The sequence below is a fragment of the Paeniglutamicibacter sp. MACA_103 genome, from assembly GCF_045798555.1.
Taxonomy (GTDB): Bacteria; Actinomycetota; Actinomycetes; order Actinomycetales; family Micrococcaceae; genus Paeniglutamicibacter.
Map to the genome: position 1 here is coordinate 1 of NZ_JBIXLN010000033.1, position 17,967 is coordinate 17,967.

General features: G+C 67.2%; 18 protein-coding genes and 1 pseudogene. 7 read left to right on the forward strand and 12 right to left on the reverse strand.

All coding sequences use genetic code 11. The annotated features are described in order from the left end of the window. Window positions 1-125: 125 nt before the first annotated feature. Window positions 126-749 (forward strand): annotated as a pseudogene (locus tag ACIPVK_RS15250) (formylglycine-generating enzyme family protein); the annotation flags it as partial. Window positions 750-785: 36 nt separating this feature from the next. Here the strand turns inward: ACIPVK_RS15250 and idi are convergent. From idi to ACIPVK_RS15270, 4 genes are all read right to left on the reverse strand, one after another. After that, window positions 786-1,316 (reverse strand): isopentenyl-diphosphate Delta-isomerase, encoded by a 531-nt coding sequence (idi, locus tag ACIPVK_RS15255; protein WP_407612829.1) that lies wholly within the window; start codon window positions 1,314-1,316, stop codon window positions 786-788. A 171-nt stretch (window positions 1,317-1,487) separates the two neighbouring features. After that, window positions 1,488-3,014: an APC family permease gene (locus ACIPVK_RS15260; protein ID WP_407612830.1), complete on the reverse strand. Its 1,527-nt coding sequence runs from the start codon at window positions 3,012-3,014 to the stop codon at window positions 1,488-1,490. A gap of 84 nt (window positions 3,015-3,098) precedes the next feature. Continuing rightward, the gene (locus tag ACIPVK_RS15265; RefSeq protein WP_407612831.1) at window positions 3,099-3,977 is read right to left on the reverse strand and encodes a universal stress protein; all 879 of its coding nucleotides are present in this window, start codon (window positions 3,975-3,977) and stop codon (window positions 3,099-3,101) included. Window positions 3,978-3,982: 5 nt separating this feature from the next. Beyond that, window positions 3,983-5,407: a flavin monoamine oxidase family protein gene (locus tag ACIPVK_RS15270; RefSeq protein WP_407612832.1), complete on the reverse strand. Its 1,425-nt coding sequence runs from the start codon at window positions 5,405-5,407 to the stop codon at window positions 3,983-3,985. Between the two features lie 109 nt (window positions 5,408-5,516). Between ACIPVK_RS15270 and ACIPVK_RS15275 the strand changes: the two genes are divergently transcribed. Both ACIPVK_RS15275 and ACIPVK_RS15280 read left to right on the forward strand, forming a co-directional pair. Further along, window positions 5,517-6,191, forward strand: a complete 675-nt coding sequence (locus ACIPVK_RS15275) for a TetR/AcrR family transcriptional regulator (RefSeq protein ID WP_407612833.1) — start codon at window positions 5,517-5,519, stop codon at window positions 6,189-6,191. Window positions 6,192-6,238: 47 nt separating this feature from the next. Beyond that, window positions 6,239-6,478: a hypothetical protein gene (locus tag ACIPVK_RS15280; protein WP_407612834.1), complete on the forward strand. Its 240-nt coding sequence runs from the start codon at window positions 6,239-6,241 to the stop codon at window positions 6,476-6,478. Between the two features lie 97 nt (window positions 6,479-6,575). Here ACIPVK_RS15280 and ACIPVK_RS15285 read toward each other — a convergent pair whose 3' ends face one another. From ACIPVK_RS15285 to ACIPVK_RS15295, 3 genes are all read right to left on the reverse strand, one after another. Further along, on the reverse strand, window positions 6,576-6,884 hold the full coding sequence (locus tag ACIPVK_RS15285) for a hypothetical protein (RefSeq protein WP_407612835.1): 309 nt from the start codon (window positions 6,882-6,884) through the stop codon (window positions 6,576-6,578). A gap of 257 nt (window positions 6,885-7,141) precedes the next feature. Next, window positions 7,142-7,642 (reverse strand): DUF456 domain-containing protein, encoded by a 501-nt coding sequence (locus tag ACIPVK_RS15290; protein ID WP_407612836.1) that lies wholly within the window; start codon window positions 7,640-7,642, stop codon window positions 7,142-7,144. A gap of 67 nt (window positions 7,643-7,709) precedes the next feature. After that, window positions 7,710-7,898, reverse strand: coding sequence for a hypothetical protein (locus ACIPVK_RS15295; protein WP_407612837.1), 189 nt, complete (start codon window positions 7,896-7,898; stop codon window positions 7,710-7,712). 206 nt (window positions 7,899-8,104) lie between these two features. Between ACIPVK_RS15295 and ACIPVK_RS15300 the strand changes: the two genes are divergently transcribed. From ACIPVK_RS15300 to ACIPVK_RS15315, 4 genes are read left to right on the forward strand one after another with little or no spacing between them, the layout of a single operon-like run. After that, complete coding sequence (locus ACIPVK_RS15300) at window positions 8,105-8,863, forward strand: LamB/YcsF family protein (protein WP_407612838.1); 759 nt, start codon at window positions 8,105-8,107, stop codon at window positions 8,861-8,863. After that, the gene (locus ACIPVK_RS15305; RefSeq protein WP_407612839.1) at window positions 8,860-10,509 is read left to right on the forward strand and encodes a carboxyltransferase domain-containing protein; all 1,650 of its coding nucleotides are present in this window, start codon (window positions 8,860-8,862) and stop codon (window positions 10,507-10,509) included. The genes ACIPVK_RS15300 and ACIPVK_RS15305 overlap by 4 nt, the downstream gene beginning before the upstream one ends. Continuing rightward, window positions 10,506-12,248 carry an acetyl/propionyl/methylcrotonyl-CoA carboxylase subunit alpha gene (locus ACIPVK_RS15310; RefSeq protein WP_407612840.1) on the forward strand — a complete coding sequence of 581 codons (1,743 nt, stop codon included), beginning with the start codon at window positions 10,506-10,508 and terminating at the stop codon, window positions 12,246-12,248. The genes ACIPVK_RS15305 and ACIPVK_RS15310 overlap by 4 nt, the downstream gene beginning before the upstream one ends. 41 nt (window positions 12,249-12,289) lie before the next feature. Continuing rightward, window positions 12,290-12,976: a GntR family transcriptional regulator gene (locus ACIPVK_RS15315; protein WP_407612841.1), complete on the forward strand. Its 687-nt coding sequence runs from the start codon at window positions 12,290-12,292 to the stop codon at window positions 12,974-12,976. Window positions 12,977-13,000: 24 nt separating this feature from the next. On the opposite strand, the gene ACIPVK_RS15320 is transcribed toward ACIPVK_RS15315, so the two are convergent. The 5 genes from ACIPVK_RS15320 to lysA all read right to left on the reverse strand — a co-directional run bounded on the left by ACIPVK_RS15320 (window position 13,001) and on the right by lysA (window position 17,948). Continuing rightward, window positions 13,001-13,765: a SurA N-terminal domain-containing protein gene (locus tag ACIPVK_RS15320; protein ID WP_407612842.1), complete on the reverse strand. Its 765-nt coding sequence runs from the start codon at window positions 13,763-13,765 to the stop codon at window positions 13,001-13,003. Window positions 13,766-13,870: 105 nt separating this feature from the next. Next, window positions 13,871-14,680 carry an amino acid ABC transporter ATP-binding protein gene (locus ACIPVK_RS15325; protein ID WP_407612843.1) on the reverse strand — a complete coding sequence of 270 codons (810 nt, stop codon included), beginning with the start codon at window positions 14,678-14,680 and terminating at the stop codon, window positions 13,871-13,873. A 12-nt stretch (window positions 14,681-14,692) separates the two neighbouring features. Beyond that, window positions 14,693-15,649: an amino acid ABC transporter permease gene (locus ACIPVK_RS15330; RefSeq protein ID WP_407612844.1), complete on the reverse strand. Its 957-nt coding sequence runs from the start codon at window positions 15,647-15,649 to the stop codon at window positions 14,693-14,695. Beyond that, entirely contained in the window at window positions 15,636-16,577 is a 942-nt protein-coding gene (locus ACIPVK_RS15335) for an ABC transporter substrate-binding protein (protein WP_407612845.1), read from the reverse strand. The genes ACIPVK_RS15330 and ACIPVK_RS15335 overlap by 14 nt, the downstream gene beginning before the upstream one ends. Before the next feature lie 66 nt (window positions 16,578-16,643). Continuing rightward, window positions 16,644-17,948: a diaminopimelate decarboxylase gene (gene lysA, locus ACIPVK_RS15340; RefSeq protein ID WP_407612846.1), complete on the reverse strand. Its 1,305-nt coding sequence runs from the start codon at window positions 17,946-17,948 to the stop codon at window positions 16,644-16,646. Window positions 17,949-17,967: the final 19 nt, after the last annotated feature.

Genomic DNA, 17,967 nt, shown 5'->3' on the forward strand with positions numbered 1-17,967 from the left:
ACCGGACGTGATTTTGCTCTTCCCATGGCCTGTCCCAATTCCTTGCGGGTGGTAGACGAAAACCCGCACACCCAAGAATGACACCATTTCCACAGAATATTAGCTAAGACAAAGTACTAGTACTTCAGGCGGAGAAGAAAGATATCCTAGGCACCGCGGCTGGTTCCCCGTGGTGGCTCAACGTCAAAGGAGCTGACTGGGCCCACCCAACCGGTCCCGGACGGCACTGGTCCGAGATCCCGGATCACCCCGTTGTCCAGGTCTCCCACTATGATGCCCTCGCCTACTGCCGGTGGGCCGGACGGCGCCTGCCGACCGAGGCCGAATGGGAATACGCCGCCCGTGGAGGCCTCGAACAACAGCGGTACCCCTGGGGCGACGAACTACTCACGGCTGACGGCGCCCATAACTGCAACATCTGGCAAGGGACCTTCCCGGAAGTAAACACCCGGGAGGACGGCTACCTCGCCACAGCACCCGTACGCAGTTTTCCGTCCAACGGATACGGACTGTACGAAGTCAGCGGCAACGTATGGGAATGGTGCGCCGACTGGTTCCTGCCCAAGTACTACTACAACTCCCCCACCGCCAACCCTCAAGGACCCACCATCGGCAAAGGCCGCGTTATGCGCGGGGGCTCCTATCTCTGCCACGACTCCTACTGCAACCGCTACCGCGTCGCTGCCAGAAGCTCCAACACCCCCGACTCATCCAGCAGCAACTGCGGCTTCAGAACGGCTGCGGACTGACATGGCCGCTGACACTACCCCTAGCTTCAGTGTCCGCTATGTCCGGCCCTCCAACAGCGAGCCCTGGGTGATTTGCTCCAGCAACCATGGGGAGAAGGCGAAGGGGGCCGCCGCGGACGCCGCCAGCAGGTCAGCCGGGGCAATCCATGCGTATTCGGCAACCTCGTCGGGGTTGGGATCCAGGTCCCCGTCAATCCGGGCGGCGAAGACCGGGCAGATCTCGTTTTCCACGATGCCCGAGGCATCCACGGCCCGGTACGCGAAGTCCGGAAGCAGTGGGCGGATATCGGTGATGAGCGTGCCAAGTTCCTGCTGGGCACGCCGGATCATCGCATCCTCGAACGACTCGTCCGCCCCCGGGTGCCCGCAGAACGAGTTGGTCCACACCCCCGGCCAGGTCTTCTTGCCCAGGGCGCGCCGGGTCATCAGGATCCGGCCTTCTTCGTCATAAAGGTAGCAGGAGAACGCCAGGTGCAGCGGGGTGTTCTCGGTGTGCACGCTCGCCTTGGACTCGGTGCCGATGCGGGTGCCGTCGGCCGCCAACAGCACCACAAGTTCCTCGCTCATGACTCTCTTTCATCAAGGGTGTATTCGGGGCCGGACGATTCCGTGCCGCCGCCTCAATTCTCCCATGCCGCCACGGGGACGCCGCAGGGTTGCCGGAGGGGCATGGAAAAGCAGCTGCCCGCCGGCGACACGGGGTCGCGATCCGACGGGCAGCTGCGGCGTGGGTCCTGGCTATTTCAGGCGCTTGAGCGTTTCGCCCTTGAAGAACCCGGGGCTGCGCACGCGCATCCAGAACATGAGGGCCACTCCCAGCAGCAGCACCCCGACGCCCAGGATGAACACCATGCCCAGGCCGCCGATGTTGGAGCCCGAACCGTAGTCGGGGTCCATCGAATCGCGGGCGGTGCTCACGAACATCACCAGCAGGATCACCCCTCCCAGCAGCGGGGCCAGGAACCTGAAGAAGACATTGCGCAGCGAGTCGAAGGCCTCGCGGCGGAAGTACCAGACGCAGGCAAGCGCGGTGACGCCGTAGTAGAAGCAGATCATCAGGCCCAGGGCCGTGATGGTGTCCCACAACGCGTTTTCGCTGAGCAGTCGGGTGATGACATAGAAGCCGGCCGCCGCGGCACCCGCGGTGATGGTTGCCACCGACGGGGACATGAAGCGCGGGGAGATCCTTCCGAAGGCCTGGGGCAACGCCTTGTAGTAACCCATGGCCAGCAGCGTGCGGGCCGGGGACACCAGGGTCGACTGCAGCGAGGCTGCCGAGGATGAGAGGATGGCCAGGGACATCAGGATCGCAAACGGGCCCATGACCGGTCCGGCCAGCACGGCGAAGATCGATTCCTGGTTCTCCGGGTTGCCGGCGCCGAGCCCGGTGTCGCCGACCCCGGCGTAGGCGATGACGGCCAGTGAGATGACCATGTAGATGCCCATGATGATCAGCACCGTGAGCGTTGCCGCCCGGCCCGGGACCTTGTCCGGGTTCTTGGTTTCCTCGTTCATGGTCAGGGTGACGTCCCAGCCCCAGAAGATGAAGATCGACAGTGAGACTCCGGCGGCGAAGGCGCCGAAGGAGTGAACCGCCATGGGGTTGAACCAGTCCAGCGAGATGGGCGTTGCGTCGAAGGCCGTGCCGTTCTTGACGTGGCCGAAGGCGGCGACCGCGAACCAGGTCAGCACGATGAGCTGGAAGGCGACCAGCCAATATTGGAAGGCCTTGGTGGTCTGCATGCCGCGATAGGAGATCCAGCAGGCGGCGGCGATGAACACCAGGGTGGTGGGGATGTTGACCCACAGGTTGGTCGTCAGCTCGGCGATGGCGTCGTTGCCGGTGAGCTGGGCGAGCAGGATGTAGAAGAAGTCCACGGCGACCGCCGCCAGGTTGGAGAGCACGATGATGGTGGCGGCGACCAGGCCCCACCCGCCCATCCAGCCGATCCAGGGCCCGAACGCCCGGGTGGCCCAGGTGAACGAGGTGCCGGAGTCGGGCATGGCGCTGTTGAGCTCGCGGTAGCCCAGGGCGACCAGGAGCATCGGGAGGAACCCCGCGATGAAGATGGCAGGGAGCTGGGTGCCGACCTCGGCGACCGTGGGCCCCAGGGCCGCGGTCAGCGTGTAGGCGGGGGCGATGGACGAAATGCCGATGACGACGGCGCCCAGCACTCCGACGGTCCCCTTGGACAGGCCCTTGTTGCCCAGGCCCGACGTGTCCGTTTGCGCGGCACGGGTATCGATCGTTGTTTCACGGCTCATAATTGGTTTCCTTCAGCCAGGCGGCGCGGCACAGTCCCCCAAGGACATGGGGGGCAGTGCCGCACCGTCATGCGGTGATTGGTGCTAGGACGATGCCGGCCCCGTTTTGAAGTTCTTCGGAACCACCACCAGCGGAACCGGCAGGGTCCGCAACATGCGCTGGGCCGTGGAGCCCAGGAAGAGCCGGCGCTTGCGCGCCAGGCGGCTCGAGCCGACGACGGCGATTTCCCCGTCCTGCCAGCCCAACTCGGCAATGGCGTCGTCGATGCCGGTGCCCGAGGCAATGGAAATCTCGGCGGTGACGCCCAGTTCCGCCACGACCTCCGCGACGCTCGCCCGGGCCCGGGCGATGGCGGAGTCCAGGTCCTCGGCACTTGCGTCGGCATCGTCCTGGGCCACGAGGGACACCACCCGAAGCGGCAGCCCCTGGTGGTGCGCGGCGGCCGCGGCCGCCTCCACCACTGCCTTGGCCCCGGGCCGGGTGCCCACAAAGGCGGTGACCCGGCCAAGCTGGCCGTCGGCTTTCTCCAACGAGGCAACAGCCTCGGGGGAACCCATGGCCACGGGAATCGGCGAGGCGTGCAGCAGTGCGCTGGCCACCGATCCCGGGGCAAAGAAGCCGGCCACGTGGCGCTTGCGGCCGCCCAGCACGATGGCCCGGGCACCGGTCTCCGTCGCCACGGCCATCAGGCCCTGGGCCGGCGACGGAACCGCGCGGGCGATCACGCGGGCGCTGACACCCTCGGGCACCAGCGCAAGCGCTTCCTTCGCCCACAGGTCGACCTTGTCGGCCAGGATGGAGCTATACCCGTGGTCGCCGCCCGGGTACACCGCGGAGAACGGTGTGGCCTCGGGCAGGACGATGGCCAGGTCAAGGTGCGCGGTGGGGCCGCCCAGCGCGGCGGCCAGGGCAATTGCCTCGGCGCCGCGGGCGTCCGCGGTGTATCCAACGAGATAGCGCATGATGCCTAGGCGTCCAATGCCGCGAGTGCGCCGAACTTGGAGACGACGCCGTCGTAGTCACCGTCGTATTCCGTACCGTCGACCGCGGCAACGATGCGGGCGGCGGTGCGCCGTCCCATGCGCACCGCGCCGTCGACGTGCTGGTAGCCCTCGCCTGCCAAATCCGAGGAGGAGAAGTAGATCGGGCCGACGTTCTTGTTTTGGTCGGGACCGAAGCGGAACAGGCCGCCCAGGTCGTAGCTGGTGGCGTACGCGCCGCGGGTCCATTCCTCGGCCGCGAAGTCCGAGAGGTAGAAGACGGACGGGTCCAGGGCCTGGGGGCCCAGGTACCTGGCGATGTCCGCGAGGATGGCTTCCTTGCGTGCGGCCTCGGAAAGCTCGAACATTGCGTCGGCCTGGTTGTCGGAGATGAACCCGACCAGGGTGCCGGTGGATTCCCCGTGGTAGGTGTTGTCGTAGACCTCCTGCACGATCGCGGACGGGCCGAAGCAGGTGCCCGAGAGCCCCTCTTCGCGCCAGAACGGTGTCGCGTACACGGCGTGGACCTTGATGACCAGGCCCATGGACTGGTGCTGGTGGGTCACGTGCTGGCGGCGCGGCAGCGGCGGGTTGTAGGAGATGCGCGAGTACAGGTTCGGCGGAACGGCAATGATGACCTTCTTGGCATTGACGCTCACATCCGTACCATGGGCGGTCACGCCCGACTCGGACCAGTCGAGCCTCAGCACCGGGTTGTTCAGGAAAACGTCCTCGCCCAGGCGCTCGGCCACGGCGATCGAGACCCCCTGCATGGTGCCGACGATGCGGCGGTCGAGGATGAAGTCCTCGTCGACGAGGTTGGAAAAGGATCCGGCGGAGGAGGACATCAGCAATGCCTGCAGCGCGGAGAAGGTGTGTGCGGGCTTGGTGAGCATGCCGCCGGCGATGAACAGCCCGACGTTGTTGCAGGCGACCTCGTCGCCGGAGATGCTGCGCAGCCAGTGGTGGAAGGAGATCTTGTCGAGCTCTTCCGCCTGCGGGTGTTCCCACGGGGCGTCGGGGTCGACCTCGGTGGTGAGGCGGTCCATTTCGGCGATGAGCCTGTTCATCTCGGCCACGGTGGATGCGGCCACCGGGAAGTCCTCCCCGGTGTACACGGTGCGGGTGCCGTCTTCGGCCAGGTAGACGGAGGCGCCTTCCTTGTGGCGCTCGAAGGTCTCGATGCCCAGTTCCTCGATCAGCGAGTAGAGGCCGGTCTGGTCCGGGGAGATCCACTGGCCGCCGATCTCGATGGTGGCCCCGTCCATGTCCTGGCTCCAGGTGCGTCCGCCCACGCGGTCGCGTGCCTCGAGCACTGCCACGGTCTTGCCGGCCTTGCGCAGCTCATAGGCTGCGGTCAGGCCGGAGGGGCCCGCTCCGATGATGACGACGTCGCGATCCAGGGTTGTCATGGCTTCCACTTCTTTCGGTTTTTAAATGAATGACGTTCATTTACTAGACTGGTTCCATGCTAGACCATGTTGTGCAGTATTGTGAAGTAGGCCACGTCAGGAGCGGACTTTGAACCAAGAAGCAGGAGCCCCCGCGGGGGCGCCACGTCGCCGCGCCGGCCGGCCGAGGTCGGTGGTCCTTGACCGGAACCTCATTGCCCGGGCGGCGCTGAAACTGGTCGTCACCGGGGGCTACTCGACGCTGACCATGTCGGCGGTGGCAAAGTCCCTGGCTGTCTCCCCCTCGGCGCTGTACAACCACGTGAAGTCCAAGCAGGAACTCATGCAGTGGATCCAGGAAATAGTGATGGACGGCGTCAATTCCGCTGTCTTTGAAACACTGCCGCTGGATGAGGCGCTGGCGGAATGGGCGGTGACCTACCGGGACATTTTCGCCGGACACGCCCCGCTGATTCCGTTGATCGCAGTCCTGCCGGTCTCAGGCTCGCCGCGCACGCTGGAAATGTACGAAAAAGTGGCCGCGGGCTTCACCCGCGCCGGCTGGAAGCAGGCCGAGATAGTCCCGGCCATCGTGGCCCTCGAATCGTTCATCTTCGGATCAGCATTGGATGCCACCGCGCCATTGGACATCTTCGACCCGGGCGAAAACGCCGGAAAGATGCCAAGTTTCGAAGGCGCCCTGGAGGCGCAACGCGCCACCGGCCAACACAGCGCGGACGCGGCGTTCCATGCCGGGCTGCGCGCCATCATCGCCGGGCTTCTCGCGCATGCAGGGAAGCCCTGACGGCGAGGATTTCGGGCCCCGGGGAGCTTCGGGGATAGTCTGGCGACATGAACGAAACCCCCTCCACCAGTAAGAACCCGGCCCTTCGCTTCCTCTCGCGGCTGACCGCCAAAAACTGGGTGGCGATCGCGGGCGCCATCGCCGCATTGGTTTTCATCCTGCAAAACCGCCAGCGGGTCCGCATCGAACTGCTCTTCATGGACCTGAACGCGCCGCTGTGGATTTCGCTGGGCGCGGTGTTGCTCATTGGCTGGCTCGTGGGACGTTTTTCGTTCCGCAGGCGCTGAGCCGTCAGGTTCCACGGAACGCAAAACCGCCCCGCCGGAACTCGCACCCTAAAGGGGTGCGGCCCGGCGGGGCGGCAGGGGAAAAGTGTGGTGGCGCCTAGAGCGGGGTACCCATGACCTGCATGAGCATTGCGGGATCGCCGTAGTTGTAGATGACCCAGCTCATTCCGCCGATGAAGGCCAGCGAGGCGACGCCCCAGGCAGCCGAGAGCTTGGCCATGAAACGGATTTCCGAGCGGCTGACGGACAGACGGTCGGCCGAGTAGTCGCCGGCGACCTTGCTGAGGCGCTCGGCGGGGGTGACCGCGGCCATGGCGTTGAGGCTCACCAGGAAGTTCGAGGCCGTGTCGATGCTGCCGTCGATCAGTCGGGCACGGGTCAGGTTGTTCTTGCGATCCTGGGTCATTTCGGCAATGTTGGACCCGTGTCGGGCCAACAAGATATCTTCGCCTAGTGGCATTGTTCGACGCGCCAACCGCATTGCCTACCCCTTTAAAATCACCTGGCGGGGAAGCCGACACCCGCAAATCTCTCAATCGTTACAATATTGAGATTACGTCCGATTTTTTGGCGAAAGCGCTAATAAGCACTTTCGGTTGGCAAGCTCACAGGGGTCTGTGGCCTGGACCGCCACATTCCCGTGGCCCCGCGCACATCCGCGCCTCAGCGCGTGGTGAAGTGCGCGATCACGCCGATCATCCAGACCGAGGATGCCAGGGCCGCACAGCCGAATTCGACCAGGACGCCGACCCCCATGGCCTTGAGCGCGGAGCCGGAGGCGCGCAGCGCCGCCGGGAAATCCTTGCGGCGCCCATACTCCCCCAGCACCAACCCCACGGCAAACCCGATGAACAGGCCGAGCACGGGGATCAGGAACATGCCCACGACCGCCAGCGCGATGGCCAGGGCAATGGAACCGCGCGGGATCTTCTGCTGCTTCAGGTTCCTGCCGGTCAGCACCGTCGAAGCGCTCCAGCCGGCGAGCGCAAGGGCCATGCCGATCCCGGCGCACCACCAGGCGGCCGGGCCGCCCACGATCCAGCCCCAGGCCAACAGCGTGCCGACGGCCAACAGGCTGCCCGGAAGCACGGGGACGATGGTTCCCACGACGGCGACGGCCAACAGCAACCCGGCAACAACGGTGGTGATGATTTGGATATCCACGAGTGCAATTCTGTCAGCCGCTTGGCCCCGCGGGGCGGGGCGCGCCGATCATGCGTCCGAGACGGACTCAGTCGTCGACAATGGCCCAGCTGCCGGCGGGCTTGTATTCGCTGTCGAAGACGTCTTCCCCGGCACCGGGTTCCATGGGGTAGTTCTTGAGGTTTCCGGCCCAGTAGCGCAGCGCCCGGCCGAGCTCGGCCTCGGGGTCCAGCTTCATCGCCTCGGTGTTCATGTCGACTTCAAAAATGAATCTCATGTCCCGCGTCCCTTGCTCAGTGCGACACCGCTTTGCGGCGTCACGCCCTGTAGTTTTCCCATCCTAGGCTGGCCGCGATCCGATGTGCCATGGCGAATCGCGCGGCCGGGAAAGAGCGCCCGGGGAAACTGGTGGCGAAAGATTGTTGAACAATCTTCGTTCTTAGTGCATTCTTAAGGGACCACAACACGAGACGGGGGTCACAAATGCCTTACATCGACCTGAATTCCGACGTCGGGGAATCCTTCGGCAACTGGGTGATGGGCGACGACGCCGCAATCTTCACCTCCGTATCCTCGGCAAACGTTGCCTGCGGATTCCACGCGGGGGACCCCAGCGTCATCGCCCAGACCTGCCGCGAGGCCGTCGCCGCCGGTGTCACCATCGGCGCGCACGTGGGCTACCGGGACCTGGCCGGCTTTGGCCGACGCTTCCTGGACTGCTCCCCCACCGAACTGGCCGACGACGTGCTTTACCAGCTCGGCGCCCTGGAGGCCCTGGCCCGCGCGGCCGGCTCCTCCATCAAGTACGTCAAGCCGCACGGCGCCCTCTACAACACCATCGTGCACCACGAGGCCCACGCCCAGGCCGTCGTCGACGCCATCCGCGCCTTCGGCTCGGAGTTGCCGGTGCTGCTGCTGCCCGGCTCCGTCGCCCTGGCCAAGGCGGAGGCCGCGGGCCTGCGCCCGGTCGCCGAGGCCTTCGCCGACCGGAACTACAACCCCGACGGCACCCTGGTCTCGCGCCGCGAGGCCAACGCGGTGTTGCACGACCCCGCACAGGTCACCGCCAACATGATCCGTCTGGCCACCGAGTCCACCATCGTTGCCGTGGACGGCTCCGTCATCCCGATGAACGCCGAGAGCATCTGCGTGCACGGGGACACTGCCGGCGCCGTCGCCATGGCCGCGGCGGTGCGCGCCGGACTGGAAAACGCCGGCGTGTCCATCAAGAGCTTCGCATGAGCGTGACAGCGACGCGCTTTGCCGGCACGCGCTCGGTGCTCGTCGAGCTCTCCGACCTCGACTCCGTGCTGGCCCTCGGCGCCCTGCTGGAGGCCTCGCCGCTGCCCGGGCAGCTTGACGTGCTGGCGGCTGCCTCCACCATCTTCATCAAGGCCGACTCCTGGGCCAGCGCCCGGAGGATCGCCGCGGCCGTCCCCGCCCTCGAACTGGGCGCGGCTCCGGAGAACGCCGGATCCCTGGTCACCGTCGATGTGCACTACGACGGGGAGGACCTGGCCGAGGTCGCCAGGCTCACCGGGCTGAGCGTCGAGGCCGTCGTCAACTCCCACACCGGCCAGAGCTGGCGCGCGGCCTTCGGCGGCTTCGCCCCGGGCTTCGCCTACCTGCTGGGCGAGAACCGCGAGCTGAACGTGCCGCGCCGCGACACCCCGCGCAAGGTCGTGCCCGCCGGAGCGGTGGCCCTGGCCGGGGACTACTCGGCCGTCTACCCGCGCCAGTCCCCCGGCGGCTGGCAGCTGATCGGGCACACCGACGCGGTGCTCTGGGACCTGGACCGCGAGAACCCCGCGCTGATCCGCCCGCAGGACCGCGTGCGGTTCACCGCCTCGCGCACCTCGCTGAAACTCAGCGCCCACACCGCCCACGCCCAGCCGGCACCGCACGCGGCCGCGGCGCACCTGGAAATCCTGGACCCCGGGCTGCAGTCCCTCATCCAGGACCTGGGCCGCCCGGGCCTGGGAAACCTCGGGGTCTCCGCCGCCGGGGCCGCGGACACCTCCTCCGCCCGGGCCGCCAACCGCCTGGTGGGCAACACCGCCGGGGCCGCGGTCCTCGAGAACCTCCTGGGCTCCCTGGTCCTGCGTGCCCAGGGAGACACGGTCCTGGCCGTCACCGGGGCCAACGCCCGGCTGCTGATCACCCCCGTGGAGGGGGACGACTTCCACGAGGAGGAGCGCACCGCGGAGATGAACGCGCCCTTCGCCCTGCTCGACGGGGAAACCCTCACCCTGCTCCCGGCCGGCTTCGGGCTGCGCAGCTACCTGGGCGTGCGCGGCGGGATCGACGTCGCCCCGGTGCTCGGCTCGCGCTCCACCGACTCGATGTCGGGCATCGGCCCCGCGCCGGTGTCCCCCGGCACGCGGCTGCCGGTGGGCACCGTCACCGGATCCCACGTGGTCGGAAACCCGGAGCCCTCCACGCTGCCGGTGCCCGATGAACACGGCGTCTACACGCTGCGCATCAGCGCGGGCCCGCGCGAGGACTGGTTCGGCGAAGCCGGGCTCCAGCGCCTGGTCGGGCAGGACTGGAGCGTCTCGGCCGAGTCCAACCGCGTCGGCGTCCGCCTGGCCGCACCGGCCGGCTCTTTCCCCCTGGAACGGATCCGCACCGGGGAACTGGCCTCCGAGGGTGTTGCCGTCGGCGCCCTGCAGGTCCCGCCCTCGGGCCTGCCCGTGCTCTTCCTCGCCGACCACCCGGTCACCGGCGGCTACCCGGTCATTGCCGGGGTCATCGCCGAGGACCTGCCCGCGGCGGCCCAGCTGCCCCCGGGCGCTCAGCTGCGCTTCGAACTCGTCGACCCGCTCACCCACAACCCGCATGCGCCCCGGGCCGCCCGCGCCGCCAGCCACGAAGGAACCACCCCATGAAGAAAGTCCTGATCGCCAACCGCGGGGAAATCGCCGTCCGCATCGCCCGGGCCTGCGCGGACGCCTCGCTGGTGTCCGTGGCCGTGTACTCCGACCCGGACGCCGACGCGCTGCACGTGCGCCGCGCCGACGAGGCCTGGGCCCTGCACGGCTCCAGCGGGGCCGAGACCTACCTGGACATCGCCAAGATCCTGGACGTCGCCGCCCGCTCCGGCGCCGACGCGGTGCACCCGGGCTACGGCTTCCTCTCCGAGAACGCCGACTTCGCCCAGGCGGTCATGGACGCCGGGCTGACCTGGATCGGCCCCTCCCCCGAATCCATCCGCGCGCTGGGCAACAAGGTCACCGCCCGCGAGATCGCGGTGCGCGCCGGGGCCCCGCTGGTGCCGGGCACCGACGGACCGGTGGCATCCGGGGCCGAGGTCCGCGCCTTCGCGCAGGAGTTCGGCCTTCCGGTGGCCATCAAGGCGGCCTTCGGCGGCGGCGGGCGCGGCATCAAGGTCGTGCGCACCTTCGAGGAGATCGACGACGCCTTCGAATCCGCCGTCCGCGAAGCCACCGTGGCCTTCGGCCGCGGCGAATGCTTCGTCGAGCGCTTCCTGGACAAGCCCCGCCACGTCGAGGCCCAGGTCCTGGCCGACATGCACGGCAACGTCGTGGTGGTCGGCACCCGCGACTGCTCGCTGCAGCGCCGCAACCAGAAGCTCGTCGAGGAGGCCCCCGCCCCGTTCCTGAGCGATGAGCAGCGCGCCTCCATCCACGCCTCGGCGAAGTCCATCTGCCGCGAGGCCGGCTACCACGGCGCCGGCACGGTCGAGTACCTGGTGGCCCCCGACGGGCTGATCTCCTTCCTGGAGGTCAACACCCGCCTGCAGGTCGAGCACCCCATCACCGAGGAAACCACCGGCGTGGACCTGGTCGCCGAGCAGTTCCGCATCGCCGCCGGGGATCCCCTCAGCCTCACGCAAGACCCGACCCCGACCGGGCACTCCTTCGAGTTCCGCCTCAACGCCGAGGACCCGGCCCGCGGCTTCCTGCCCGGCCCCGGCCGCATCACCGCCTTCGAGGCCCCGACCGGTTCGGGCGTGCGCGTGGACTCCGGGGTGCGCACCAATTCCGTGGTCCCCTCGCACTACGACTCGCTCATGGCCAAGCTCATCGTCACCGGGGCCACGCGCGCCCAGGCCCTGCGCCGCGCCAAGGTGGCGCTGGACGAGATGGTCATCGCCGGGGTGCCCTCCGTGCTGCCCTTCCACCGCGCGGTGGTGCGCAACGCCGACTTCACCAACGACGAGCGCTACGGCGTCTACACCACCTGGATCGAGTCCGAGTTCGCGCAAGAGCTCGCGGCCAGCCCGGAGATCGCCGCCGCCGAACCCGATGCGGCCCGCGAGACCCTGACCATCGAGGTCGACGGCAAGGCCATCGACCTGGGCCTGCCGGCCTCCCTGGTCGAGGCCATCCGCCACGGCGGAAACGGCGCCGCCATGGAGGTGGCGGCCGGGAACGTGGCGGCCGCCGCGGATGCCGCAACGCTGGCGGCACCCATGAACGGGAACCTGGTCAAGTGGGTGCTCGAGGACGGCGCCACCGTGGCCGAGGGCGACACCGTGGCGGTGCTGGAGGCCATGAAGATGGAATCGAACATCACCGCCCACCGCGCCGGGACCTTCACCCGCGGCGCCCAGGAACCGGGAACCGCCATCGGCCGCGGCGAGGCGCTCGGGGCCATCGCTTAACGCTTGGGGTTGCCGGGCCGGGCTTGGATTAGATTGGAAGGATGCCAGTGAACGCCATAATTTCAGCACTGCCCCTGGCCGAGGGGTCGACCCACGCACACACGGGCGCGTGGGTTGCCGCGGTGCTGCGCTCACGGATCGCCGAGGGGCAGCTGCTTCCCGGAGCCAAGCTGTCCGAGCAGGCCCTCTCCGATGCGCTGGGGGTTTCGCGCAACACCCTGCGCGAGGCCTTCGCGGTCCTTGACCACGAGCTGGTCATCACCCGGATCCCCAACCGCGGCGTGTTTGTTTCCTCCCCGGGCCCCGAGGGCGTGCGGGAGATCTACGGGGTGCGGCGCATGATCGAGCCGGCGGCCGCCCTGTGGGGACCCAACCTGGACGTCGAGGCGCTGGCCGCGGTCATCGTGGACGCGCGCAAGGCCCTGGCGGCCGGGGACATTCCCAGCATGGCGGATGCCAACCAGTGCTTCCACGAGGAACTGGTCCGCGCCACCGGCAGCCAGCACCTGCAGGAGCTTATGACCAAGGTCCTGGCGCAGATGCGCCTGGTCTTCCATGCCATGGGCGATGCCCCCGACTTCCACTCGCACTACGTGGAACTCAACGCCGGGCTGGTGGCATTGCTGACCGAGGGAAAGCGCGAGGAGGCGGCCGATTCGTTGCGCGGCTACCTGGACCGCGCCGAGGCCGAACTGCTGGCGCACCTGGACGACGACGCAGGGAACTGAGCCCGCCCGGCCGGCCGGGCGGTCCTACATGTGCATGGTGACCTTGGCGTCCTTGCGCAGCACCGCGACGTAGTCCTTCACCGCGGCACCTTCCTTTTGGAGCTTGAGCTGCTGCTCGAGCTCGGGCTTGATCTTCTTGAAGGTCGGCGCCTCCGGTGCCGCCGCATCGGCGGTGGCCTGTCCCTTGTACTGCTCGAGCACGACCTGGTAGGCGTCCTTGAGTTCCTTCTCGCTCGGCGTGAAGTCCCCGACCTCCTTGGAGACCAGCCGCCCGACCTCAAGCTGGGTCTTCAATTGGCTGCGAACCGCGGTCTCGTCCAGCCCCTGCTTCTCCATGGTCGCCAGGAATGCCCTGGCGTCCATGTCGTTGCTCTTGGCCACGTCGCCTAGGGCCTGGTCCAGGTCCTTGGACGTCGCGAAGATCTTTTTCTTCTTCGCCTGCTGGATCAGCAGCTCTGTGTTGACCAGGCCCTCCGCGGTCTGCTTGCGCAATTGCCCTTGGTCAAGCTCCTGCCCCGAGGCTTGCGCCTGCTGCACCATCTGGGGGAACTGGCCCTCGTAGATCCGGACGAAGTCGGCCTGGGTGATCTTCTCGCCGTTGACCTCGGCAACGATCTCGGGGATGCCGGAAACATCTGCTTTCGGGCCCGCGGCATCCGACGGTGCGGCTTCCGGGGCAGGGGCACTGGCCTCGGCGGCGGGTGCCGGTTTGTCAGCGGCACTGCACCCGGTCATGAACGCCAGCGAGGCGATCAGGGACATGGAAAGAATCCACTTCTTCTGCAACATAAACTCCCAGCGTTTTGGACAACCCTTGGAACACTAACAGGCGAAACAGGGCGGCCGCTGGATGCCCTTCCGGACGCCCGGCCGTGCTGCCGGGGGCCGGTTCGGCTAGATCACGTTCTCCAGGAAGGCTCGCGTGCGCTCGTGGCTGGGGTTGCCCAACACCACTGCGGGGGCACCGGATTCGACCACGACGCCTCCGTCCATGAACACCACCTCGTCGGCGACGTTGCGGGCGAATCCGATTTCGTGGGTCACCACGATCATGGTCATGCCGCTGGCCGCCAGCTTCTGCATCACGTCCAGCACATCGCCCACCAGTTCCGGGTCCAGGGCGCTGGTCGGCTCGTCAAAGAGCATCAGCTTGGGTTCCATGGCCAGTGCCCGCGCAATGGCCACGCGCTGCTGCTGTCCTCCGGAGAGCTTGGCCGGGTGCAGCCCGGCCTTGTCTCCCAGCCCGACTTGTTCCAGCAGCGCATGGGCCTGGGCGACGGCCTGCGCCTTGGGGACCTTCCTGATGCCAATGGGTGCGGCGATGATGTTTTCCAGCGCGGTCAGGTGCGGAAAGAGGTTGAAGCGCTGGAAGACCATGCCGATGCCGCGGCGTTGCCGCGCGACCTCGCGCGGCTTCATCTCGTGGAGCTTGCCGTTGCGCTGGGCGTAGCCGATGAGTTCGCCGTCGAAGTTGATCCGCCCGCCATCGATGCGCTCAAGGTGGTTGATGCAGCGCAGGAAGGTCGACTTGCCGGAGCCCGAGGGCCCGAGCAGGCACATGACCTGCCCGGTCTCGACGTGCAGGTCGATGCCCTTGAGCACCTGGATCGGGCCGTAACTCTTGCGCACCCCCTGCGCCTGGACGAGCGGCCTGCGGGTTTCGTCGGTGCGTACCGGGGACGGGGATTCAAGGACGGGGTTCATTTTTCTGCTTCCTTATTTGCTGCGGCGTACGCGGTTGGCCAGGGCGACGGCCCTGCCGATGGGTGTGGGCCCCAGGGTCCGGCTCCCCCGGCCATAGTGGCGCTCGAGGTAGTACTGCGGCACCGACAGGATGGAGGTCAGCGCCAGGTACCAGATGCTGACGACGATCAGGAGTTCCACCTGGTGCAGGTTCTGCGAGGAGATGCGGGCCGCCACGGTGTAGAGCTCGGCCACGGCGATCAGCGAAAGCAGCGCCGTGTCCTTGAGCATGGAAATCGTCTCGTTGCCCATGGGCGGGATGATGACCCGCATGGCCTGCGGCAGTTCCACCTTGAACAAGGTGAAAAGCGGCGTCATGCCCAGGGAGTAGCAGGCCTCCTTCTGCCCCTGGTCGACCGAGAGCATGCCGGCGCGGACGATCTCCGCGGTGTAGGCGGCCTGGTTGGTGGTCAGGGCGATCACGCCGGCCACGAATGCCGGGATCAACGCGTTGGTGTCCACGGTGAAGACCGTGAAGTCGGTGAAGGGAACGCCCAGGGACAGCTGCTTGTAGAGCAACCCGAGGTAGCCCCAGAACACGATTTGCACCAGCAGCGGCGTGCCCCGGAAGATCCAGACATACAGCCAGGCGACGGAGTTGAGCACCGGGTTGGCCGAGAGCCGCATGAGTGCCAGCACGATGCCCAGGATGGTGGACAGGACCATGGTCAGGATCGTCAGGGCCACCGTGAGCACCGCGCCGGCCACGATCCGGTCGCTGAAGAGGTACTTGGCAATCGTGGGGTGGTCGATGTTGGGGTTGCGCCACAGCGAGGCCGCCACGCCGAGAAGGGCCAGCAGGATGAGGGAGGCCAGGACCCAGCGGCCGGGGTGGCGCAGCGGGACGGCCACGATGTCGTGTGCGCCGGGTCCCCCCGCCTCTGGGTGTACAGGTGCGGGCTGCCGCAGCGCGGTGCTATTTCCCGCCATTGTTGACACCGGCCTCGGTCACGGCGAAGTCGGCCAGGTCGTACTTTTCCATGAGCCTGGTGTAGGTGCCGTCCTCGATCAGCGACTGCAGCGCCAGGTGCAGCGCCTCGGTGAGGTCCTGGTTTTCCTTCAGCAGCCCGATGCCGGTGTAGACGGGGTTGTAGCCGTTGGGGAATTCGGGGTCCTTGACCAGTTCGAAGAGCTTGCCGTCCCCCGCGGTGGCGGCGGCGTAAGCGGCGACCGAGGCATCGACGACATCCGCGACGGCCTTGCCCGAGCGCACGGCGGTTTGGGCATCAAGTTCGGTGGGCAGCTGCACCAGCTCGATCGGTGCCTTCCCCGCGTCTTTGCACTTGCCCGCGTAGGAAACCAGGTATTCGACCTGCACGGTGGCCTTCTGGACGGCTACCGGCTTGCCGCACAGGTCGATGATGGATCCGATGCCCTCGGGGTTTGAGGCATTGACCAGGATCTTGAACCCGGCGTGGAAGTAGTCCACGAAGTTCAGCACCTTCTGGCGTTCGGCGGTGTCGTTCATTCCCGCGAAGATGATGTCGTGCTTGCCCGCCTGCAGGGAAGGGATCGCGGTGTCGAAGGCCTGCTGCTGGAAATTGAACTTCACGCCCAGCTTCCCGCCCATGGCCTGGGACAGGTCGTAGTCGAGGCCGGTGGGGTTGTTGTTCTCGTCCAGCATCTCCATGGGCGGGTTGGGCATGTCCGCGGCCACGTTGATGGCCCCGGCGTCCTTGTACTTCGCCGGCAGGGCGGCCGCGGCTGCGGAGTCGACTTCGACGCTGACCTCGGGTGCCGGGGTTCCGGCGGCGACGGGTTCGTCCGTGGCACAGCCAGTCAGGGCCAGGCCCATGGCCAATGCGGCGGTGGAAAGCAAGGCCAACCCGGGACGGCGGTTGTGCGCGGTGATGTTCATGGCGATTCGGTTTCCTTTGGGAGTGGGATGCGAGAGGGAAGGAATGGACGGTTGGATGCGGCAGGCTTACCAGCGGCGCTGCAGGGCGGGTTGTTGGGTGCGCAACAGGTCTTCATAGGTTTCCCGGGCGACAGCGAGCGTGGAGGACCCGTTGGCGCAGAAGATGACCGGCGGCTTGCAGGCGCCGTTGTAGTTGTTGGCCAGGGTGTAGGCGTAGGCCCCGGTCGCCGCCATGGCCACCAGGTCCCCGACCTGCGGGTCCGCCAACGGGACGTCCGCGCACATGAGGTCGCCCGATTCGCATTGGCGCCCCACGACATCGGCGACCAGGGTGGGTTCGGCCCCGATCTTGGTGGCCATCACGGCCTCGTAGCGCTGTCCGGTGAGGGCGATGTCGATGTTGTCGGCCATGCCCCCGTTGATCGCGACGAAGGTCTTGCCCGTGGTCTTGACGGTGTTGACCGAATACAGCGTGATGCCGGCGCGGGCCACGAGCGAGCGCCCCGGCTCGATGATGAGCTTTGCCTCGGCGGGCAGCAGCCGGGCGGCGGCCTCGGTCAGGGTGTCCAGGTAGTCCTCGACGCTCGGGGCGATTTCGTCGTAGGTGTATTTCACGCCCAGTCCCCCTCCGACGTCGTAGGTGTCGAAGGTTCCGAATTCGGCAACGGATTGCACCGCCCGCGCAAAGGGCTCGGTTTCCAGCACCTGGGAGCCGATGTGGACGTGGATGCCTTCGAAGTGCAGCAGCGGGTGTTTGGCGATGCGCTCGATCGCGCGGGTGATGTCGGCGGGGGGAAGCCCGAATTTGGAGTCGTTGCCGCCGGTGACCTGCGAGGCGTGGGTGGCCGGGGTGATCCCGGGGATCATGCGCAGCAGGACGTTTTGTTCCTTGCTTGCCATGGCCTCAAGCCGGTCCAGGTCGTTGAAGTTGTCCACGATGACGGCCCGGATGCCGGCCGCCAGCGCCATCTGTATTTCCTGGTCGGACTTGGCGTTGCCGTGCAGGTAGATGTTCCCGGGGCTGACCCCGGCGGTCAGCGCCATCATGAGTTCCCCGCCCCCTGCAACGTCAACGCTGAGCCCCTCGGCCTGCGCTATCGCATACATGGCAACGCACGGCAGCGACTTGGAGGCGAAGAGCACCTCGGAATTGGGACGCCTGGACTTCAGGCCCTTCACGAAGCGGCGGATCTGCCGGCGCAGCCCGGTCTCGTCCATGATGTAGGCAGGTGTCCCGTATTGGCGGGCCAGCTCGCCCACCGGCACCCCGCCGATGGACAATTCTCCGGTGTCGGAAACGGCGGATTCCTCCGGGAGGATGTCCATCAACAAGTTGAGGTCCGGGTGGTGCATTTGCTGGGTGACTGTCATGGTGAGGTGCCGTTTTCCT